The organism is Citrobacter sp. Ce129 (assembly GCF_030334545.1).
GTDB lineage: Bacteria > Pseudomonadota > Gammaproteobacteria > Enterobacterales > Enterobacteriaceae > Citrobacter > Citrobacter europaeus.
The window spans coordinates 17748-38883 of the sequence record NZ_JAOWDS010000055.1 but is presented as its reverse complement, the minus strand read 5'-3'; the positions used below and the strand labels follow the sequence as shown (position 1 = coordinate 38883).

Annotated in this window: 19 protein-coding genes; 13 read left to right on the top strand and 6 right to left on the bottom strand. The window is 53.5% G+C overall.

Translation table 11 applies throughout. The features are described 5' to 3' along the window. Nucleotides 1–37 precede the first annotated feature (37 nt). From uvrD to corA, 3 genes are all read left to right on the top strand, one after another. Entirely contained in the window at nt 38–2200 is a 2163-nt protein-coding gene (gene uvrD, locus OGV77_RS06460) for a DNA helicase II (protein ID WP_286502633.1), read from the top strand. A gap of 202 nt (nt 2201–2402) precedes the next feature. Beyond that, on the top strand, nt 2403–2459 hold the full coding sequence (gene ysgD, locus OGV77_RS06455) for a YsgD/CorL family protein (protein ID WP_212723238.1): 57 nt from the start codon (nt 2403–2405) through the stop codon (nt 2457–2459). 155 nt (nt 2460–2614) lie between these two features. Further along, the gene (gene corA, locus OGV77_RS06450; protein ID WP_003017920.1) at nt 2615–3565 is read left to right on the top strand and encodes a magnesium/cobalt transporter CorA; all 951 of its coding nucleotides are present in this window, start codon (nt 2615–2617) and stop codon (nt 3563–3565) included. Between the two features lie 73 nt (nt 3566–3638). Here the strand turns inward: corA and rarD are convergent, their stop codons facing one another. After that, nucleotides 3639–4532 carry an EamA family transporter RarD gene (gene rarD, locus OGV77_RS06445; protein WP_043018990.1) on the bottom strand — a complete coding sequence of 298 codons (894 nt, stop codon included), beginning with the start codon at nt 4530–4532 and terminating at the stop codon, nt 3639–3641. Between the two features lie 51 nt (nt 4533–4583). Beyond that, entirely contained in the window at nt 4584–5051 is a 468-nt protein-coding gene (gene yigI, locus OGV77_RS06440; protein WP_003017917.1) for an acyl-CoA thioesterase YigI, read from the bottom strand. A gap of 289 nt (nt 5052–5340) precedes the next feature. Between yigI and pldA the strand changes: the two genes are divergently transcribed. The 3 genes from pldA (at nt 5341) to rhtC (ending at nt 8812) form a co-directional block, all read left to right on the top strand. Next, nucleotides 5341–6210 (top strand): phospholipase A, encoded by an 870-nt coding sequence (pldA, locus tag OGV77_RS06435; RefSeq protein ID WP_047407588.1) that lies wholly within the window; start codon nt 5341–5343, stop codon nt 6208–6210. An 88-nt stretch (nt 6211–6298) separates the two neighbouring features. Continuing rightward, nucleotides 6299–8128, top strand: a complete 1830-nt coding sequence (gene recQ, locus OGV77_RS06430; RefSeq protein WP_087050439.1) for an ATP-dependent DNA helicase RecQ — start codon at nt 6299–6301, stop codon at nt 8126–8128. 63 nt (nt 8129–8191) lie between these two features. After that, nucleotides 8192–8812 (top strand): threonine export protein RhtC, encoded by a 621-nt coding sequence (rhtC, locus tag OGV77_RS06425; protein ID WP_087050438.1) that lies wholly within the window; start codon nt 8192–8194, stop codon nt 8810–8812. 38 nt (nt 8813–8850) lie between these two features. Here the strand turns inward: rhtC and OGV77_RS06420 are convergent, their stop codons facing one another. Together OGV77_RS06420 and rhtB are read right to left on the bottom strand one after the other, a co-directional pair. Continuing rightward, complete coding sequence (locus tag OGV77_RS06420; RefSeq protein WP_087050437.1) at nt 8851–9735, bottom strand: Rpn family recombination-promoting nuclease/putative transposase; 885 nt, start codon at nt 9733–9735, stop codon at nt 8851–8853. 162 nt (nt 9736–9897) lie between these two features. Continuing rightward, nucleotides 9898–10518 carry a homoserine/homoserine lactone efflux protein gene (gene rhtB, locus OGV77_RS06415; protein ID WP_003828938.1) on the bottom strand — a complete coding sequence of 207 codons (621 nt, stop codon included), beginning with the start codon at nt 10516–10518 and terminating at the stop codon, nt 9898–9900. 110 nt (nt 10519–10628) lie between these two features. Here rhtB and pldB point away from each other — a divergent pair, with 110 nt between their 5' ends. From pldB to OGV77_RS06400, 3 genes are all read left to right on the top strand, one after another. Beyond that, the gene (gene pldB / locus OGV77_RS06410; RefSeq protein WP_043018994.1) at nt 10629–11645 is read left to right on the top strand and encodes a lysophospholipase L2; all 1017 of its coding nucleotides are present in this window, start codon (nt 10629–10631) and stop codon (nt 11643–11645) included. Between the two features lie 15 nt (nt 11646–11660). Further along, nucleotides 11661–12461: a sugar/pyridoxal phosphate phosphatase YigL gene (yigL, locus tag OGV77_RS06405; protein ID WP_008787091.1), complete on the top strand. Its 801-nt coding sequence runs from the start codon at nt 11661–11663 to the stop codon at nt 12459–12461. A gap of 80 nt (nt 12462–12541) precedes the next feature. Beyond that, the gene (locus tag OGV77_RS06400) at nt 12542–13441 is read left to right on the top strand and encodes a carboxylate/amino acid/amine transporter (protein WP_016157852.1); all 900 of its coding nucleotides are present in this window, start codon (nt 12542–12544) and stop codon (nt 13439–13441) included. On the opposite strand, the gene metR is transcribed toward OGV77_RS06400, so the two are convergent. Further along, the gene (gene metR / locus OGV77_RS06395) at nt 13329–14282 is read right to left on the bottom strand and encodes an HTH-type transcriptional regulator MetR (protein WP_043018995.1); all 954 of its coding nucleotides are present in this window, start codon (nt 14280–14282) and stop codon (nt 13329–13331) included. The two genes, OGV77_RS06400 and metR, sit on opposite strands and share 113 nt — an antisense overlap. A 235-nt stretch (nt 14283–14517) precedes the next feature. On the opposite strand from metR, the gene metE reads away from it, so the two are divergent. Continuing rightward, entirely contained in the window at nt 14518–16779 is a 2262-nt protein-coding gene (gene metE / locus OGV77_RS06390; protein WP_087050436.1) for a 5-methyltetrahydropteroyltriglutamate--homocysteine S-methyltransferase, read from the top strand. Between the two features lie 96 nt (nt 16780–16875). Here the strand turns inward: metE and OGV77_RS06385 are convergent, their stop codons facing one another. Beyond that, a complete protein-coding gene (locus OGV77_RS06385) occupies nt 16876–17682 on the bottom strand; it encodes a dienelactone hydrolase family protein (RefSeq protein ID WP_047407573.1) in 807 nt (268 codons plus the stop codon). A gap of 265 nt (nt 17683–17947) precedes the next feature. Between OGV77_RS06385 and udp the strand changes: the two genes are divergently transcribed. The 3 genes from udp to ubiE all read left to right on the top strand — a co-directional run bounded on the left by udp (nt 17948) and on the right by ubiE (nt 21131). Beyond that, nucleotides 17948–18709 (top strand): uridine phosphorylase, encoded by a 762-nt coding sequence (gene udp / locus OGV77_RS06380; protein WP_003828923.1) that lies wholly within the window; start codon nt 17948–17950, stop codon nt 18707–18709. Between the two features lie 141 nt (nt 18710–18850). After that, nucleotides 18851–20281 (top strand): DNA recombination protein RmuC, encoded by a 1431-nt coding sequence (rmuC, locus tag OGV77_RS06375; protein WP_087050435.1) that lies wholly within the window; start codon nt 18851–18853, stop codon nt 20279–20281. A 94-nt stretch (nt 20282–20375) separates the two neighbouring features. Next, a complete protein-coding gene (ubiE, locus tag OGV77_RS06370; RefSeq protein WP_003017897.1) occupies nt 20376–21131 on the top strand; it encodes a bifunctional demethylmenaquinone methyltransferase/2-methoxy-6-polyprenyl-1,4-benzoquinol methylase UbiE in 756 nt (251 codons plus the stop codon). The last annotated feature ends 5 nt before the right edge of the window (nt 21132–21136 follow it).

Sequence of the window (21136 nt, the reverse complement as noted above, 5' to 3'; positions counted from 1 at the left end):
GCTTTTCCGCCTTACCTACTTTTACGCGGCGGTGCCAATGGACGTTTCTTACCTGCTCGACAGCCTTAATGATAAACAGCGTGAAGCGGTGGCCGCGCCACGCAGCAACATGCTGGTTTTGGCAGGCGCGGGGAGTGGTAAAACGCGCGTGCTGGTGCACCGTATTGCCTGGTTACTGACGGTTGAGAACAACTCGCCGTACTCCATTATGGCGGTGACTTTTACCAACAAAGCGGCGGCGGAAATGCGCCACCGTATTGGTCAGATCATGGGAACCAGCCAGGGCGGTATGTGGGTGGGTACATTCCACGGTCTGGCGCACCGTCTGCTGCGCGCGCACCATATGGATGCAAACTTGCCGCAGGATTTCCAGATCCTCGACAGCGAAGACCAACTGCGTTTGCTTAAGCGTCTGATCAAGGCGATGAACCTTGATGAGAAGCAGTGGCCACCGCGTCAGGCGATGTGGTTCATCAATAGCCAGAAAGACGAAGGTCTGCGTCCGCATCATCTGCAAAGCTACGGTAACCCGGTTGAGCAAACCTGGCAGAAAGTGTATCAGGCTTACCAGGAAGCGTGTGACCGCGCGGGGCTGGTGGATTTCGCCGAGCTGCTGCTGCGCGCTCATGAACTGTGGCTTAACAAGCCGCATATCCTGCAGCACTACCGCGAACGCTTTACCAATATCCTGGTGGACGAATTCCAGGATACCAACAACATTCAGTACGCGTGGATCCGCCTGCTGGCGGGCGATACCGGCAAAGTGATGATCGTGGGTGATGACGATCAGTCGATCTACGGCTGGCGCGGAGCGCAGGTGGAAAACATCCAGCGCTTCCTCACGGATTTCCCGGGCGCAGAAACCATTCGTCTGGAGCAGAACTACCGTTCGACCAACAACATCCTCAGCGCGGCTAACGCCCTGATTGAAAACAATAATGGGCGTCTGGGTAAAAAGCTGTGGACTGATGGCGTTGATGGCGAACCGATCTCGCTTTACTGCGCGTTCAACGAACTCGATGAAGCGCGCTTTGTGGTCAATCGTATCAAAACCTGGCAGGACAACGGCGGTGCGCTGGAACAATGCGCCATTCTGTATCGCAGCAACGCCCAGTCGCGCGTACTGGAAGAGGCGCTGTTACAAGCCAGCATGCCGTATCGGATCTATGGCGGGATGCGCTTCTTCGAACGCCAGGAAATCAAAGATGCGCTCTCTTACCTGCGCCTGATCGCCAACCGCAATGACGACGCCGCGTTTGAACGCGTGGTGAATACGCCAACCCGCGGGATTGGCGATCGTACTTTAGATGTGGTGCGTCAGACCTCCCGTGACCGTCAGCTAACGCTGTGGCAGGCCTGTCGTGAGCTGTTGCAGGAAAAAGCTCTCGCGGGTCGTGCTGCCAGCGCCTTACAGCGCTTTATGGAGCTGATTGACGCACTGGCCCAGGAGACCGCGGATATGCCGCTGCACGTGCAGACTGACCGGGTGATTAAAGACTCCGGCCTGCGCATGATGTACGAGCAGGAAAAAGGCGAGAAGGGCCAGACGCGTATCGAAAACTTAGACGAATTGGTGACGGCAACGCGCCAGTTCAGCTACAACGAAGAAGACGAAGACTTAATGCCGCTGCAGGCGTTCCTGTCTCACGCCGCGCTGGAAGCAGGTGAAGGGCAAGCGGATACCTGGCAGGACGCGGTACAGTTGATGACGCTGCACTCGGCGAAAGGTCTGGAATTCCCGCAGGTGTTTATCGTGGGGATGGAAGAAGGCATGTTCCCCAGCAAGATGTCGCTGGACGAAGGTGGTCGCCTCGAAGAAGAGCGCCGCCTGGCTTACGTCGGCGTGACCCGCGCGATGCAAAAGCTGACGCTGACCTACGCCGAAACACGTCGTCTGTACGGCAAAGAGGTTTACCATCGTCCGTCGCGCTTTATCGGCGAACTGCCGGAAGCGTGCGTTGAAGAGGTTCGCCTGCGCGCCACGGTCAGCCGTCCGGTGAGCCATCAGCGGATGGGCACGCCAATGGCGGAAAACGATACCGGCTACAAGCTCGGTCAGCGCGTGCGCCATGCTAAATTTGGCGAGGGCACCATCGTCAACCTGGAAGGAAGCGGCGAGCATAGTCGTTTGCAGGTCGCGTTCCAGGGGCAGGGGATCAAATGGCTGGTAGCGGCCTACGCCAGACTGGAAACGGTTTAATCGGTTCGGCTTTGCCGGATAAGGCCAAGCCGACATCCGGCAACCTGTCGGTTAATATTCTGAAATCATAGATAAATAATTCCCCTCTGCTAACCTTTCTGTATAAGGGGAAATTATTACTTTTTCGCCATCCGTTGCGTGTTGACGTCAAAATTTTGCTGGCGTAACATGCGCGCACGATTACGCTAAGAGGACATTCGCCTTGGACACACCCAGTAGATACTGGCTCATTATCCTGTCATCCAGGATCAACTCCTAAGGCTATCCCTTTTTGCTGATAGCCTTCGCGGTTGTCAGCGACCTTCTGTTTTTTTCCCGTCGCGCTGAGTCAGGCTGTTTAATGGTCTGAAACCCAATTTGTTTCTGTGTGCCCTCCGAACTGTCCGATAATTTTTTGCATTGGGAGTCCCGGTCATGCTGAGCGCATTTCAACTGGAAAACAATCGTTTAACTCGCCTTGAGGCAGACGAGATCGAGCACCTGGCCAGTTCGGTTTGGGTCGATTTAGTCGAGCCGGATGACGAAGAACGAAACCGTGTGCAAAAGGACTTGGGCCAGAATCTGGCTACGCGCCCTGAACTGGAAGACATCGAAGCATCCGCACGTTTTTTTGAAGACGAAGACGGTCTGCACATTCACTCCTTCTTCTTTTATGAAGATGCCGACGATCACGCGGGTAACTCAACCGTCGCATTTACCATTCGCGAAGGCCGCCTGTTTACCCTGCGCGAGCGCGAACTGCCGGCTTTCCGCCTGTACCGCATGCGTGCGCGTAATCAGGCTATGGTGGATGGCAACGCCTACGAGCTGCTGCTTGACCTGTTCGAAACCAAAATTGAACAGTTGGCGGATGAGATCGAAAACATCTACAGCGACCTGGAAAAACTCAGCCGTGTGATCATGGAAGGGCGTCAGGGCGATGAATATGACGAAGCGCTGTCGACGCTGGCGGAACTGGAAGATATCGGCTGGAAGGTTCGTCTGTGTCTGATGGATACCCAGCGCGCGCTAAACTTCCTGGTGCGTAAAGCGCGTTTGCCGGGCAGTCAGCTGGAGCAGGCGCGTGAGATCCTGCGCGATATCGAATCCCTGCTGCCGCACAATGAATCGCTGTTCCAGAAGGTTAACTTCCTGATGCAGGCGGCGATGGGCTTTATCAATATCGAGCAGAACCGCATCATCAAGATCTTCTCGGTGGTCTCTGTGGTGTTCCTGCCACCGACGCTGGTGGCTTCCAGCTACGGGATGAACTTTGAATTCATGCCTGAACTGCACTGGAGCTTCGGTTATCCAGGAGCGATTGTCTTTATGATGCTCGCGGGTCTGGCGCCGTATCTATACTTTAAGCGCAAGAACTGGCTGTAATGGCTGTGACTTATCCGACCTACGGAGATGTGCTTTTGTAGGCCGGATAAGCGAAGCGCCATCCGGCAATCTTCTAGCTTCGACGAACCCGTCGTTGCGTATAAATCGCATCCATCACGAAAATCGCCAGCGCTACCCAGATAAACGCAAACGTGACCATTTTATCCGCTCCCGGAACTTCACCGTAAAAGGTGACTGCCAGCAGGAACATCAACGTAGGTCCGATATACTGGAAGAAACCCAGCGTTGAAAGACGCAGACGGGTTGCCGCGCCGGTAAAGCACAGCAGCGGAATGGTGGTCACGACGCCCGCAGCAATCAGCAGCAGGTTAAGCGACATAGGGTTTTGCCCCATATGGCTGGTTGAGCTGTCCGCAATGCCAAACAGATAGATGGCCGCAACGGGTAAAAGCCACAGGGTTTCGATCAGCATGCCGGTTTGTGCTTCGACGGCAATCTTCTTGCGCACCAGGCCATAGAAGGCAAAGCTGAACGCGAGTCCCAGCGCGATTATTGGCAGCGATCCAAAGGTCCACAGCTGTACCAGTACGCCGCAGGCGGCTAACAGTACCGCCAGCCACTGCATGCGACGAAAGCGCTCGCCGAGGAATAACATTCCCAGCACAATATTCACCAGCGGGTTGATAAAATAACCCAGGCTGGCTTCCAGCATATGGTGATTATTGACCGCCCAAATGAACAGCAGCCAGTTTCCGCCGATGAGCACGGCAGAGAGCGCCAGCAGGAAAATCTTCTTTGGCGTTTGTAGTAGCGTTTTGACGCCCGACCACTGGCGACTGATGCTCATCAGTACCACCATAAAGAAAAACGACCAGATGACGCGGTGCGTCAGGATCTCATCTGCTGGGACATAGTAAATCAGCTTGAAGTAGGCAGGAGCGATACCCCAAATAAAATAAGCAGCAAGAGCGAGTAACACGCCCTGCCGCGTTTGTTTAGCATCCATCGGGAAAACTCATTGCAGAAATGTAACAGCAGTTTACCTTTTTTTGGACACTTACCCCACCATATAAGTGGCGGTTGCGCTGGCAATATAAAGTTGTTCTTCGTTATGCAATTCCACGCGCGCAACGGCGACTTTATTACCCGCCCGCAGCAGGCTACTGGTGGCGGTAAAGCGATTCCCTCTTCCCGGACGCAGGTAATCAACGCGTAAATCGATTGTTCCCATACGTGACATCCGCTGACGCAGCTCATCCTCGCTGATCGTTTCATGGCGGGTCAGCGTACTCCCAACGCACACCAGCCCAGCAGCGACGTCCAGCGCCGAGGCGATCACGCCGCCATGCAGAATGCTTTGCGCCCAGTTGCCGACCATCATCGGTTGGTTATTAAAGGCTAATTGAGCAAATTCTTTCTCATAGCGTTCAAGCTCCAGTCCCAGCGCCCGATTAAACGGCATATGATAGACAAACATTTCACCCACTAACTTCAGCGCTTCCTCAGCAGTAAGTACGGCAGACATACGATCCCTACACCTCAATGGTTAATGAAATGTTGATATTATGCTTATTATTTGTTGTTTTCTACTTTAAGACCGGATGACTAACGAGGAAATCGCTAAGTATGTATACCCGTCATACTTCAAGTTGCATGTGCGTTGGCAGCGTCTGCTCACCCCAGTCACTTACTTTAGTAAGCTCCTGGGGTTTACAGACTTGCCGCCTTCCTGCAATTTGAATTATTTAGGGTATAGAATGCTTGCCAGATAATTATACAATTCATCAATATTTTGGTTCAGGAGAACATTACCGATGCGGGCGATTCTGGGATGGTTACTACCAGCAGTCATGCTGCCGTTGACCGCTTATGCGCAGGAAGCGACAGTGAAAGAGATTCATGATGCACCGGCGGTTCGCGGCAGTATTATCGCTAACATGCTGCAGGAACATGACAACCCTTTCACGCTTTACCCTTATGACACCAACTATCTCATCTACACCAATACCAGCGACATGAACAAAGAGGCGATCAGCAGCTATAGCTGGTCCGAAAATGCGCGCAAAGATGAGGTTAAGTTTCAGCTAAGCCTGGCGTTTCCGCTCTGGCGTGGGATATTAGGGCCGAATTCGGTACTCGGCGGCTCTTATACCCAAAAGTCATGGTGGCAGCTTTCGAACAGTGAAGAGTCCTCACCGTTTCGCGAGACCAACTATGAACCGCAATTGTTCCTTGGTTTTGCCACCGACTATCGCTTTGCCGGTTGGACGCTCCGTGATATCGAAATGGGTTATAACCATGACTCCAACGGCCGTTCCGATCCTACTTCGCGTAGCTGGAACCGTCTTTACACCCGACTGATGGCTGAAAATGGTAACTGGCTGGTGGAAGTTAAGCCGTGGTACGTTATTGGAAGCACCGACGATAACCCTGATATCACCAAATATATGGGCTACTATCAGTTGAAAATGGGCTATCACCTGGGTGACGCGGTCATCAGTGTGAAAGGTCAGTACAACTGGAATACCGGCTATGGCGGCGCAGAGCTTGGTGCCAGCTATCCTATTACGAAACATGTGCGTCTTTACACCCAGGTGTACAGCGGTTACGGCGAATCGCTGATTGACTACAACTTCAATCAGACTCGTGTTGGCGTGGGTGTGATGCTCAACGATATCTTCTGACAGATATTGAGAGTATTTTAATCATTGCAGTTTCTCTCTCAGGCGCTGAAAATAGCGCCTGTTTTTATTTCAGGCTAATGGGGTTAATGTGGCGCAGGCGGAAGTGTTGAATCTGGAAATGGGCGCTAAACAGGTTTTGCAGGAAACCTTTGGCTACCAACAGTTTCGCCCCGGTCAGGAAGAAATCATTGATACCGTGATCTCTGGTCGCGACTGCCTGGTCGTTATGCCGACCGGTGGCGGTAAATCCCTGTGCTATCAAATTCCCGCATTATTGCTTAACGGGCTCACCGTTGTTGTTTCTCCGCTGATTTCCCTGATGAAAGATCAGGTCGATCAACTGCTGGCCAACGGCGTGGCGGCTGCGTGTCTGAACTCCACCCAAAGTCGTGAGCAGCAGCTTGAGGTCATGGCAGGTTGTCGCAGCGGGCAGATTCGCTTGTTGTACATTGCGCCAGAACGTCTGATGCTGGATAACTTCCTTGAAAATCTGGCGCACTGGAATCCGGTATTGCTGGCCGTTGATGAAGCGCACTGTATCTCGCAGTGGGGGCATGATTTCCGCCCGGAATACGCCGCGCTGGGACAGTTGCGCCAGCGTTTCCCGAGCCTGCCGTTTGTGGCGCTGACCGCAACGGCGGATGAAACCACCCGGCTGGATATTGTGCGTCTGCTGGGGCTCAACGATCCGTTAATTCAGATCAGCAGCTTTGACCGCCCGAATATTCGCTACATGCTGATGGAGAAATTTAAGCCGCTCGATCAGCTGATGCGCTACGTGCAAGAGCAGCGCGGTAAGTCTGGAATTATCTACTGCAACAGCCGCGCCAAAGTTGAAGATACCGCCGCGCGTTTGCAAAGCCGGGGTATCAGCGCCGGGGCTTATCATGCCGGGCTGGAAAACGCCGTACGCGCTGAAGTGCAGGAGAAATTCCAGCGCGATGACCTGCAAATCGTGGTAGCGACCGTGGCGTTCGGTATGGGAATCAACAAACCTAACGTACGCTTCGTGGTGCATTTCGATATTCCGCGCAATATCGAATCCTATTACCAGGAAACAGGCCGTGCCGGACGTGACGGCCTGCCGGCGGAAGCGATGCTGTTTTACGATCCGGCGGATATGGCATGGCTGCGCCGTTGCCTTGAAGAAAAACCCACAGGACAGCTGCTGGATATCGAACGGCACAAGCTCAATGCGATGGGGGCATTTGCCGAGGCGCAAACCTGTCGTCGTCTGGTGCTGCTGAACTATTTTGGCGAAGGGCGGCAGGAGCCCTGTGGTAACTGCGACATCTGCCTCGATCCGCCAAAACAGTACGACGGACTTATGGATGCGCGCAAAGCGCTGTCGACTATCTACCGTGTGAATCAACGCTTTGGTATGGGTTACGTCGTGGAGGTTCTGCGCGGAGCGAATAACCAGCGTATTCGCGAACTGGCCCATGACAAGCTGCCGGTCTATGGCATTGGCCGTGAGCTAAGCCATGAACATTGGGTTAGCGTTATTCGCCAGCTTATTCATCTTGGTCTGGTGACGCAGAATATTGCCCATCACTCCGCGTTACAGCTAACTGAAGCCGCGCGTCCTGTGCTGCGTGGTGACGTTGCGCTACAGCTTGCGGTACCGCGTATTGTGGCGCTGAAACCGCGTGCGATGCAGAAATCCTTCGGTGGCAACTATGACCGCAAACTGTTCGCCAAATTGCGTAAGCTGCGTAAAGCCATTGCCGATGAAGAGAATATCCCGCCGTATGTCGTCTTTAACGACGCCACGTTGATTGAAATGGCCGAGCAGATGCCGGTTTCGCCGAGCGAAATGCTGAGCGTCAACGGCGTGGGAATGCGTAAACTTGAGCGTTTTGGCAAAGAGTTTATGGCACTTATTCGCGCGCACGTTGATGGTGACGACGAAGAGTAGTCAGCGAGGCAAAAAAGTGCCAGGATGGTGACTCACTGAACTATTCCCCCGCGAGTCATTTTTATGTTAACGCTATTTTTCACCGTTGCGTTGGTGCATATCGTTGCGCTGATGAGTCCCGGTCCCGATTTTTTCTTTGTTTCTCAAACGGCCGTTAGCCGTTCGCGCAAAGAAGCCATGATGGGCGTGCTGGGTATTACCTGTGGCGTCATGGTCTGGGCTGGCGTGGCGCTGCTCGGCCTGCATCTGATTATCGAAAAAATGGCCTGGTTGCATACCATTATCATGGTGGGCGGCGGTCTGTATCTGTGCTGGATGGGTTACCAGATGCTGCGCGGCGCGTTAAAAAAACAGGACGTAGCGGCCCCTACCCCACAGGTTGAGCTGGCACAGAGCGGACGCAGCTTTTTGAAAGGTCTGCTGACCAATCTGGCGAATCCTAAAGCCATTATCTATTTTGGCTCCGTGTTCTCATTGTTTGTTGGCGATAGCGTAGGAACAGGCGCGCGATGGGGCATTTTCGCGCTGATCATCGTGGAAACGCTGGCGTGGTTCACCGTGGTCGCCAGCCTGTTTGCACTCCCGAAGATGCGTCGCGGCTATCAGCGTCTGGCGAAGTGGATTGATGGCTTTGCCGGCGCGCTGTTCGCAGGCTTCGGTATCCATCTGATTATTTCGCGCTAAATTTGTTACCCGCCTGGGCGTCCCAGGCGGAATGCGGTTTATTGCGCAAGTTTCTGTAGCTCATCCTTCGAAAGGCCGGTCATTTCCATAATTGCGTCGGTATCAAGACCCCGTTTGAGCATTGCTTTTGCTACATCAGTAAGGGCAAGGCGCCTCCCTTCTTCACGGCCTATCTGTTTTAGTTGATCCGCCATTGTCATCAGTTTGTCTCCATGCTGCGGCACACGCTGTGCCAGCTTATACAATAATGTTTGAACATCTTGTGTATTCCCTGCTTGCACCATGTAGTTTACCAGCACGGTTAATTGTTGTCCGCTCATCTTCTCCAGCATAAACAGACGGGTAAGTTTATCCAGCAGCTGCGCCATGTCGCGCTGGCGAATGTGTTTTTGTACTAATGTCAGCGCTGCCATACTGCGATGCTGCATGATCTCATCATCTGGAATAACCGTCACATCCACCAACGGGAACGGTGCGCTGTAAAGTTGAAGAGCGGTACCCGAATCCTCAAAGTGATCCAGCCAGTTCATCGAACCTTGCCAGGGGCTTTGCTTGCCATGGTAAAAGAGCACAGGAATAACCAGCGGTAATGTGTCGTTTCCCGCCTCAAGATGACGTTGCATCGCGGCGATGGCGTAGCGCATCAGGCGAAATGACATATGTTTGTCCGGTGAGCTTTGATGCTCAATGAGCACATGTACATAGCCATGCCCGCTGGTGGTTTCCAGTGAGTAGAGAATATCGCTGAAATAGGGGCGCAGATCGTCCTCCACAAAGCTGCCTGATTCCAGGCGGAGCGTTTCCAGCTTGCAGATTTTGATTAACGAGGGTGGAAGATGAAGTTCAATAAAGTCCCGCGCGGTTTCCACGCGGGAGAGGAAGGTCTTAAATACTGAATCATGTGGTGTCGTTGCTTCCGCCATCGTCCATCATCCGTGAGTGGTGAATGTGGCAGCATTCTGGCATTAGCAATCAACGTCTAACAGTGCAGAATGAAAGACTTTTCTCCCTTTGCGGCGAAGTACGAACTGTCATGTTCAGACGCTCTTACAGTTAGCATTTCATTGCGAGCGCCGTTCCATTTGCTAGGCATGCCTTGCCGATGCCAGCAGAGCGCCTATCAGCATAAATAGCGAGCCAAACACTTTGTTGAGCGCCTTCATTTGCTTTGGTCCTTTAATCCAGCCTGCAATGCGCGTGGCCAGCGTCGCGTAACCGATCATCACAATGATATCGACCACGATGGTCGTAACGCCAAGCACCACGTACTGCATCAGCTGCGGTTCCTGCGGCAGGATAAACTGCGGGAACAGAGCGGCAAGAAAAACAATGCTTTTGGGGTTGGTCAAATTAACAAAGACCGCACGTTTGAACAGGCGGCTGCGCGATTGCGTATTCGCCATGGTATTCAGATCGATAGCGCCCGCCGCGCGCCACTGCTGGATTCCCAGCCAAATCAGATAGGCCGCTCCCGCCCACTTCAGCACCTCAAATGCGATCACCGAACGTGAGAATAGCGTTCCCAGTCCTACGCCAACCAGAACGATATGAATGCCCAACCCGGTCTGTAAACCCGCAATCGACGCGCTTGCACCGCGATAGCCGTGACTGATGGCGGTGGTCATGGTGTTGATTGCGCCAGAGCCTGGAGACAAGCTCAAAATAATAGAGGTCAGCAGGTAGGCGAACCACCATTCAAAGGTCATGAGAAACTCCCGGATTGTCTATTTTTATGCCACAATACTCTACTGCCGTTAGGTTGTGTCAGCGACGGCGAAAAAAACGATTTTACTTGGTCAGCGAGGCTGGATACCCGATGTTTCAGCAGCAAAAAGACTGGGAAACAAGAGAAAACGCGTTTGCTGCTTTTTCCATGGGGCCACTGACAGATTTCTGGCGTCAGCGGGAAGAAGCGGAATTTACGGGCGTGGATAATATCCCCGTACATTTTGTTCGTTTTCATGCAGAAAAAAACGATCGCGTCATCGTCGTCTGTCCTGGACGCATTGAAAGCTACGTGAAATACGCTGAACTGGCGTATGACCTGTTTCACTCTGGTTTTGACGTCCTCATTATCGATCACCGTGGGCAGGGCCGTTCCGGGCGTATGCTTTCGGATCCGCATCGTGGTCATGTCGATAACTTTAATGACTATGTCGATGATTTAACCGCCTTCTGGCAGCAGGAAGTGCTACCCGGTCCGTGGAGAAAACGCTATATACTGGCGCATTCTATGGGCGGTGCGATTGCCACATTGTTCCTGCAGCGCCACCCGAATCAGTGTGATGCTATCGCGCTTTGTGCGCCGATGTTTGGTATTGTGATGCGCTTTCCCGACTGGATGGTGCGCCATATTCTGGACTGGGCTGAAGGGCATCCGCGGATCCGAGAAGGCTATGCGATGGGAACCGGGCGCTGGCGGGCGCTGCCATTCGGTATGAATGCGTTAACGCATAGTCGACAGCGCTATCGGCGCAATCTCCGCTTCTATGCGGATGAGCCGCGACTGCGCGTTGGCGGCCCCACATACCACTGGGTTCGTGAAGGTATTCTGGCAGGCGAACAGGTTCTGGCCGGAGCAGGAGACGACGCGACGCCGACGCTGCTGATTCAGGCTGAAGAAGAGCGGGTGGTAGATAACCGCATGCACGATCGTTTTTGTGAACTCCGCGCCGCAGCAGGCCATCCTGTAGAAGGGGGTCAGCCGCTTGTCATCAAAGGCGCGTACCATGAGATCCTTTTTGAAAAGGACGCAATGCGCTCAGTCGCGCTTAACGCTATTGTCGAATTTTTCGACAAGCATAACTCATCCAGCGGAACCCGCTTTGCCTAGAGGTTGAATTTTCTTATGTATCAGGTTGTTGCGTCTGATTTAGACGGTACGCTGCTTTCTCCCGACCATACTTTGTCCCCTTATGCCAAAGAGACGCTGAAGTTATTGACCGCTCGCGGCGTTAACTTCGTGTTTGCGACAGGCCGTCATCATGTTGATGTGGGGCAAATTCGCGATAACCTCGGCATTAAAACCTACATGATCACGTCTAACGGCGCGCGCGTGCATGATTCTGACGGGAATCTGGTGTTTTCGCATAATCTGGATCGCGACATTGCCAGCGACCTGTTTGGCGTAGTGAATGCAAATCCGGACATCGTGACCAACGTTTATCGCGATGATGAGTGGTTTATGAACCGCCACCGGCCGGACGAAATGCGCTTTTTTAAAGAAGCGGTGTTTAACTATTCCCTGTTTGAACCTGCGTTACTGGAGCCTGAAGGCGTCAGCAAAGTGTTCTTCACCACCGATTCTCACGAAAGGCTGCTGCCGCTGGAGCAGGCGATTAACGCCCGCTGGGGCGATCGTGTCAACGTCAGCTTTTCTACGCTTACCTGTCTGGAAGTCATGGCTGGCGGCGTATCGAAAGGTCATGCGCTGGAAGCGGTAGCGAAAGCGATGGGCTACAGCCTGAAAGACTGCATCGCTTTTGGCGATGGGATGAACGACGCGGAAATGCTCTCCATGGCAGGTAAAGGCTGCATCATGGGCAACGCCCACCAGCGCCTGAAGGATCTGCACCCGGAACTGGAAGTCATTGGTCTTAATGCCGACGATGCCGTCCCGCACTATCTGCGTGAGCTGTTTTTGCAATAACTTTTTTGTTCGTTAGTTGACCAGTCGTCAACTAAAAACTTCGCTACAATGGGTGTACCTTCTGTTAAGAGACATCCATTGTGGCGTTACTCATCATTACCACAATTCTGTGGGCCTTTTCCTTTAGCCTGTTTGGCGAGTACCTTGCCGGTCATGTCGATAGCTATTTTGCGGTGCTGGTGCGTGTTGGGCTGGCGGCGCTGGTGTTCCTGCCGTTTCTACGTACCCGTGGGCACAGCGTAAAAACGATCGCGTTGTATATGCTGGTGGGGGCCATGCAGCTTGGTATCATGTATATGCTGAGTTTTCACGCCTATCTGTACCTGACGGTTTCAGAACTGCTGCTCTTTACCGTGCTGACGCCGCTCTACATTACGCTGATTTACGATCTGATGAGTGGACGTCGTCTGCGCTGGAGCTATGCCTTCAGTGCGTTGCTGGCGGTGATTGGCGCAGGGATCATTCGTTACGATCAGGTGACCAGTCACTTCTGGACCGGCCTGCTGCTGGTGCAGTTGTCCAATATCAGCTTTGCCATTGGTATGGTGGGCTATAAACGTCTGATGGAAACGCGGCCAATGCCGCAGCACAACGCCTTTGCCTGGTTTTATATGGGTGCCTTTATGGTGGCAGTAGTTGCCTGGTTCATGCTGGGTAATGCGCAGAAAATGCCTGCAACTACGCTACAGTGGGGAATTCTGGTATTTCTTGGCGTGGCGGCGTCCGGCATTGGTTACTTTATGTGGAACTATGGCGCGACCCAGGTGGATGCGGGTACGCTGGGTATCATGAACAATATGCATGTGCCGGCCGGGCTGTTGGTTAATCTGGCTATCTGGCATCAACAGCCTCACTGGCCAAGCTTCATCATTGGGGCGGCTGTGATAGTGGCCTCACTGTGGGTACATCGAAAGTGGGTCGTTCCGCACTCCGTACAAACGGCAGGTGATCGCAGGCGTGATTCCGCGCTGAGCGAATAAACGCTTCTGTGACCGGCTGTCGCTGCTCGCCATCACGTACGGCGGCGTACAGTCGGCTCCACAATCCATCGCCCAGAGTTTTAGTCACCACCAGACCCTGGCGTTCAAAACTCTCCACCACCCAGTGTGGTAAAGCCGCAATACCCATTCTGGCTGCAACCATCTGAATCAGCAGCAGGGTGTTATCCACGCTCTTTAGCGAAGGACTCACGCCCGCAGGCTGCAGGAAGTGTCGCCAGACATCCAGTCGACTCCGTTGCACCGGGTAAATAAGCAGCGTCTCGCTGGCTAAATCCTCCGGCGTAATTTGCGTTTTGTTGGCCAGCGGATGGTCCGGCGCCAATATCAGACGGACTTCAAAATCGAACATCGGCGAGTAGTGCAATCCGCTGCGCGGCAGGATGTCGGAGGTTAACACCAGATCCAGCTCGTCCTGCTGTAGCGCCGGTTGCGGATCGAACGTCACGCCGGATTTAAAGTCCATCTCCACCTGCGGCCAGTTGGCACGAAAATTCTCCAGCGCGGGCGTCAGCCACTGGATACAGCTGTGGCATTCAATCGCGATTCGCAGCCGGGTTTGCTGTGGTTCGTTGCAAGCCTGCAGCGCACGACCAATTTGCGGCAACACCTGATTAGCTAACTGCAGCAGGATTTCCCCCTGCGGCGTAAAGCGCAGAGGCTGGCTTTTACGGATAAAAAGTCGAAAGCCAAGGCGCTGCTCCAGATCGCTGAACTGGTGAGAAAGGGCGGATTGGGTCTGATGCAACGTTGCCGCTGCGGCTGCCAGAGAACCACTATTCCGCAACGCCTGTAGCGTTTTCAGGTGTTTAATCTCGATCATGAAAGTCCTTCACTTCGGCATGAACAAATTGCGCTTGAGGAATATACAGTAACCGCCAATTATGGATGTGTAAACATCTGGACGGCTAAAATCCTTCGTCTTTTAAATTTATGGTGCGTTGGCTTCGTTTCCCCACCCCAGTCACTTACTTCAGTAAGCTCCTGGGGATGAGTAAACTTGCCGCCTTCCCTAAATTCAAAATCCATAGGATTTACATATAATTAGAGGAAGAAAAATGACAATATTGAATCACACCCTCGGTTTCCCTCGCGTTGGCCTGCGTCGCGAGTTGAAGAAAGCGCAAGAAAGCTACTGGGCGGGAAATTCCTCCCGTGAAGATTTGCTGACAGTTGGCCGCGAGCTGCGTGCCCGCCACTGGGATCAGCAGAAGCAGGCGGGGGTTGACCTGCTGCCGGTGGGCGATTTTGCCTGGTACGATCACGTCCTGACCACCAGTCTGTTGCTCGGCAACGTTCCGGCTCGTCATCAAAATAAAGATGGCTCTGTCGATATCGACACCTTATTCCGCATTGGCCGTGGCCGCGCACCAACGGGTGAACCCGCGGCGGCGGCAGAAATGACCAAATGGTTTAACACCAACTATCACTACATGGTGCCGGAGTTCACCAAAGGTCAGCAGTTCAAACTGACCTGGACCCAACTGCTGGATGAAGTGGACGAAGCGCTGGCGCTCGGTCACAAGGTGAAGCCTGTGCTGTTGGGACCGGTAACTTATCTGTGGCTGGGGAAAGTGAAGGGCGAACAGTTTGACCGCCTGAGCCTGTTGAACGATATTCTGCCGGTTTACCAGCAGGTGCTGGCTGAGTTGGCGAAACGCGGTATTGAGTGGGTGCAGATTGATGAACCTGCTCTGGTACTGGAGCTGCCGCAAGCGTGGCTGGATGCTTTTAAACCGGCTTATGACGCCCTGCAAGGCCAGGTGAAGCTGCTACTGACCACCTACTTCGAAGGCGTAACGCCAAACCTGAATACCATTACTGCGCTGCCGGTGCAGGGGCTGCACGTTGACTTCGTGCACGGCAAAGATGATGTCGCCGAGCTGCATAAACGTCTGCCTGCCGACTGGCTGCTGTCAGCGGGTCTGGTGAACGGTCGCAACGTCTGGCGTGCCGATCTCAGCGAAAAATATGCGCAAATTAAAGATATCGTCGGGAAACGTGACCTGTGGGTGGCTTCCTCCTGCTCTCTGCTGCACAGCCCAATCGATCTCAGCGTGGAAACCCGCCTTGATGCAGAAGTGAAGAGCTGGTTTGCCTTCGCGCTGCAAAAATGTGGCGAGCTGGCGCTGCTGCGCGATGCGTTGAACAGCGGCGATACGGCGGCAATTGTGGAATGGAGCGCACCGATCCAGGCGCGTCGTCACTCTACCCGCGTACATAACGCCACAGTGGAAAAACGTCTGGCGGCGATCACCGCCCAGGACAGCCAGCGCGCCAACGCTTATCCAGTTCGTGCCGAGGCACAGCGTGCCCGTTTTAATCTGCCGGCATGGCCGACCACGACTATCGGCTCATTCCCGCAAACCACCGAAATTCGTGGTCTGCGTCTGGACTTCAAAAAGGGCAACCTGGATGCCGGTAACTACCGCACCGGTATCGCAGAACATATCAAACAAGCGATCGTTGAACAGGAACGTCTGGGGCTCGATGTGCTAGTGCACGGTGAAGCCGAGCGTAACGACATGGTCGAGTACTTTGGCGAACACCTGGACGGTTTCGTCTTTACCCAAAACGGTTGGGTGCAGAGCTACGGCTCTCGCTGCGTGAAGCCGCCGGTGGTGATTGGCGATGTCAGCCGCCCGGAAGCGATCACCGTTGAGTGGGCGAAGTATGCCCAGTCGCTGACCGACAAACCGGTAAAAGGCATGCTGACGGGTCCGGTGACCATTCTCTGCTGGTCATTCCCGCGTGAAGACGTGACGCGTGAAACCATCGCTAAGCAGATTGCGCTGGCGCTGCGTGACGAGGTAGCGGATTTGGAAGCGGCGGGTATTGGCATCATCCAGATTGATGAACCGGCGCTGCGCGAAGGTCTGCCGCTGCGCCGCAGCGACTGGGCAGCGTATCTGGAGTGGGGCGTGGAAGCCTTCCGCATTAACGCGGCGGTGGCGAAGGATGAAACCCAGATCCACACCCACATGTGTTATTGCGAGTTCAATGACATCATGGACTCCATTGCGGCGCTGGACGCGGACGTGATCACCATTGAGACGTCACGCTCTGATATGGAACTGCTGGAATCGTTTGAAGAGTTCGACTATCCGAACGAAATCGGGCCGGGCGTATACGATATTCACTCGCCGAACGTCCCGAGCGTGGAGTGGATTGAAGCCCTGCTGAAGAAAGCCGAGCAGCGTATTCCGGCTGAGCGTCTGTGGGTGAACCCGGATTGCGGCCTGAAAACGCGCGGCTGGCCGGAAACGCGGGCGGCGCTGGCGAACATGGTCAAAGCAGCGCAGAATCTGCGTCAGGCGTAATTCGGTGCCCGGGAAGCGCTGGCGCTTGCCCGGGTTATTGGAAATCGCAACAGTTGTAGGCCCGGTAAGGTGTTGCTGCCACCGGGCAATTAACGTTTATTTCTTCCCGCCGTATTGCGCGAACCACTCCAGCATCCTCTGCCAGCCGTCTTTCGCGGACTCTTCGTGATAGCTCGGGCGATAATCGGCGTTAAAAGCATGTCCGGCATCGGGATACACTACGATTTCCGCTTTTGCATTGGCGGCGCGCAGCGCCTGACGCATTGTTTCAACGGTATCTTGCGGAATACTGGTGTCCTGGCCGCCATACAGTCCCAGAACGGGGGCGTTAAGATCGGTCGCGATATCAACGGGATGTTTCGGCGAGTTGAGGGTTTTATCACCTACCAGCTTGCCGTACCACGCCACCGCCGCTTTTAACTGCGGATTATGTGCGGCATACAGCCAGGTGATGCGTCCACCCCAGCAGAATCCGGTGATCATCAACTGGTGCGCATCTCCTCCGTTGCGGGAGGCCCAGCTGGCGACGTGGTCCAAATCGGCCAGTACCTGAGAGTCAGGCACTTTGGCGACAAGGCCACTGAGTAGCGTAGGGATATCGGCAAAGTCATTGGGATCGCCTTCGCGAAAATAGAGTTCTGGTGCGATAGCCAGATACCCTTCCAGAGCCAGACGGCGGCAAACGTCACGAATGTGTTCATGAATGCCAAAAATTTCCTGCACGACAATAACCACGGGCAGGGGGCCATCGGTCTGTTTTGGTCGTGCGTGATACGCTGGCATATCATCGCCTTGTGACGGTATGGACGTTACCCCGGCGATAATTGCGTTATCCGGAGTGTGGACCGTGGTAGACGTCGGTGGAGATACAGCAGGTGCAAAGCCAGGTTGTCGTGTTGTCATGGTATTCTCCGTACCCTTAAATATTCAGCCAAAAAGCGCATTGTTAACTATAGACACATGCAACGAACCACATTGCCTTAAACGGTCTATCTTTTGTGCAAGGCTTCCTTACATCGCATCATTTATGTGATATGCATCACCATTTTATGGTAATTGAATGCAATTGATTTACATCATAGTGATGACTGTCACGAAAATATGTTTATGCCTTCGGTAAAGTGTGTTTTTGCTTCTTCTGACAAAACCGATTCACAGAGGAGTTTTTATGTCTAAGTCTGATGTTTTTCATCTCGGCCTCACTAAGAACGATTTACAAGGGGCTACGCTTGCTATCGTCCCTGGCGACCCGGAGCGTGTGGAAAAGATCGCCGCGCTGATGGATAAGCCGGTTAAGCTGGCATCTCATCGCGAGTTCACTACCTGGCGTGCTGAGCTGGATGGTAAAGCCGTGATCGTGTGCTCTACCGGTATCGGCGGCCCGTCCACCTCTATTGCCGTAGAAGAACTGGCACAACTGGGCATTCGTACCTTCCTGCGTATCGGTACGACTGGCGCTATCCAGCCGCATATCAACGTGGGTGATGTACTGGTTACCACTGCATCTGTTCGTCTGGACGGTGCAAGCCTGCATTTCGCGCCAATGGAATTCCCGGCCGTTGCGGACTTCGAGTGCACCACCGCGCTAGTGGAAGCAGCGAAATCTATCGGCGCTACCACTCACGTGGGCGTTACCGCGTCTTCTGACACCTTCTATCCGGGACAGGAGCGTTATGACACCTTCTCTGGTCGCGTCGTGAGCCGTTTCAAAGGCTCAATGGAAGAGTGGCAGTCTATGGGCGTCATGAACTACGAAATGGAATCTGCGACGTTGCTGACCATGTGCGCAAGCCAGGGTCTGCGTGCCGGTATGGTTGCGGGTGTTATCGTGAACCGTACTCAGCAAGAGATCCCTAATGCGGAAACGATGAAACAAACGGAAAGCCACGCGGTGAAAATCGTGGTGGAAGCCGCGCGTCGTTTACTGTAATTCTCCCGTCTATTCAAAAAGGCCGACGCGTTCGGCCTTTTTATTTTGCGTAGTGCCTCGCAGGAAATTCCTTTTAAACTGGACGTTTATACAGCACAATTCTATTTTGTGCGGGTAAGTCGTTGCTGTAAGGGGGGCGTTGTGGATATTTCAATTATGATGAGTGCCGTGCTGGCGTTAGCCGCAGGGTTGTTGGTGGGATGGCTCGCAACAAAAGCGCACGCCGACAGGATCCGTGCCGACCTCATCGAAGAGCGACGTGAAATGGATATTGCGCTAAGCGCCGCCCGCCAGCAGCTTTCTCAGGAAGCTCACTGGCGTGATGAGTGCGAACTCCTCAATAACGAATTGCGCAGCCTGCACAGCATCAACACCTCTCTCGAAGCCGATCTCCGTGAAGTCACCACCCGGCTGGAAGCGACGCAGCAGCATGCGGAAGATAAAATCCGCCAGATGATCAACAGCGAACAGCGGCTGAGCGAACAGTTTGAAAATCTGGCGAACCGTATTTTTGAGCACAGTAACCGTCGCGTAGATGAGCAAAACCGGCAAAGTCTGAACAATCTGCTGGCACCGCTTCGCGAACAACTGGACGGTTTTCGACGTCAGGTTCAGGATAGCTTTGGTAAAGAGGCGCAGGAGCGCCATACCCTGGCGCACGAAATTCGTAATCTACAGCAACTGAACGCGCAGATGGCGCAGGAAGCGGTAAACCTGACGCGGGCATTAAAAGGCGATAACAAAACGCAGGGCAACTGGGGTGAGGTCGTACTCACGCGGGTGCTTGAGGCTTCTGGTCTGCGCGAAGGCTATGAATACGAAACCCAGGTCAGTATCGAGAACGACGCCCGTTCGCGGATGCAGCCTGATGTCATCGTCCGGCTACCGCAGGGTAAAGATGTGGTGATCGATGCGAAAATGACGCTGGTCGCCTATGAACGCTATTTTAACGCTGAAGATGAATACACCCGCGAGAGCGCGTTGCAGGAGCACATTGCCTCGGTGCGAAACCATATTCGTTTGCTGGGGCGCAAAGACTATCAGCAGCTCCCGGGGCTGCGCACGCTTGACTATGTGCTGATGTTTATCCCCGTTGAGCCTGCTTTTTTACTGGCCCTCGACAGACAGCCCGAACTGATTACCGAAGCGCTTAGAAATAACATTATGCTGGTGAGCCCTACCACGCTGTTGGTGGCGTTGCGCACGATCGCCAATCTGTGGCGCTACGAGCATCAGAGTCGTAATGCGCAACAAATTGCCGATCGGGCCAGCAAACTTTATGACAAGATGCGATTGTTTGTGGATGATATGTCGGCAATTGGCCAAAGCCTGGATAAAGCCCAGGATAACTACCGACAGGCGATGAAAAAACTTTCTTCAGGCCGTGGAAACGTCCTGTCGCAGGCAGAAGCGTTTCGCAGTTTAGGTGTAGAAATTAAGCGCGAGATTAATCCTGAGCTGGCTGAACAAGCCACTACGCAGGATGAAGAATACCGCTTGCGCTCGGTCCCTGAGACGCAACAGGATGAACCTTACCCTGATGATGAAGCGGTAAATCAGCAATCAAACTAGTTCGTTTGGGGTAGTTGAACCGGGCAGAAGGGTAGGGCAAATTGGCCCAATCTGTTACACTTCTCGAACATTTTTTGGATGAGCAGGCACTGAGATGGTGGATAATTCACAAGAAACGACGCACTTTGGCTTTCAGACCGTCGCTAAAGAGCAGAAAGCTGACATGGTGGCCCACGTTTTTCATTCTGTGGCGTCTAAATATGACGTTATGAATGACTTAATGTCATTTGGCATTCATCGTTTGTGGAAGCGCTTCACCATTGACTGCAGTGGCGTGCGTCGCGGGCAAACCGTTCTCGATTTGGCGGGCGGTACCGGCGATCTGACGGCAAAATTCTCTCGCATGGTAGGCGAAACCGGCAAAGTTGTGCTGGCGGATATCAATGACTCAATGCTCAAAATGGGACGCGAAAAGCTGCGTAATATCGGCGTAGTGGGTAACGTTGAGTACGTTCAGGCGAACGCGGAAGCACTGCCTTTCCCTGACAACACGTTTGACTGCATCACCATCTCTTTCGGTCTGCGTAACGTAACGGATAAAGACAAAGCATTACGCTCCATGTATCGCGTGTTGAAACCGGGCGGACGCTTACTGGTGCTGGAGTTCTCCAAACCGATTATCGAACCGCTGAGCAAAGCTTACGACGCCTACTCTTTCCATGTTCTGCCACGCATTGGTTCCATGGTGGCAAGCGACGCAGATAGTTATCGCTATTTGGCGGAGTCTATCCGCATGCATCCCGATCAGGACACCTTAAAAGCTATGATGCAAGATGCCGGGTTCGAAAGCGTTGATTATTACAACCTGACGGCAGGTGTCGTTGCGCTGCATCGTGGTTACAAGTTCTGACAGGA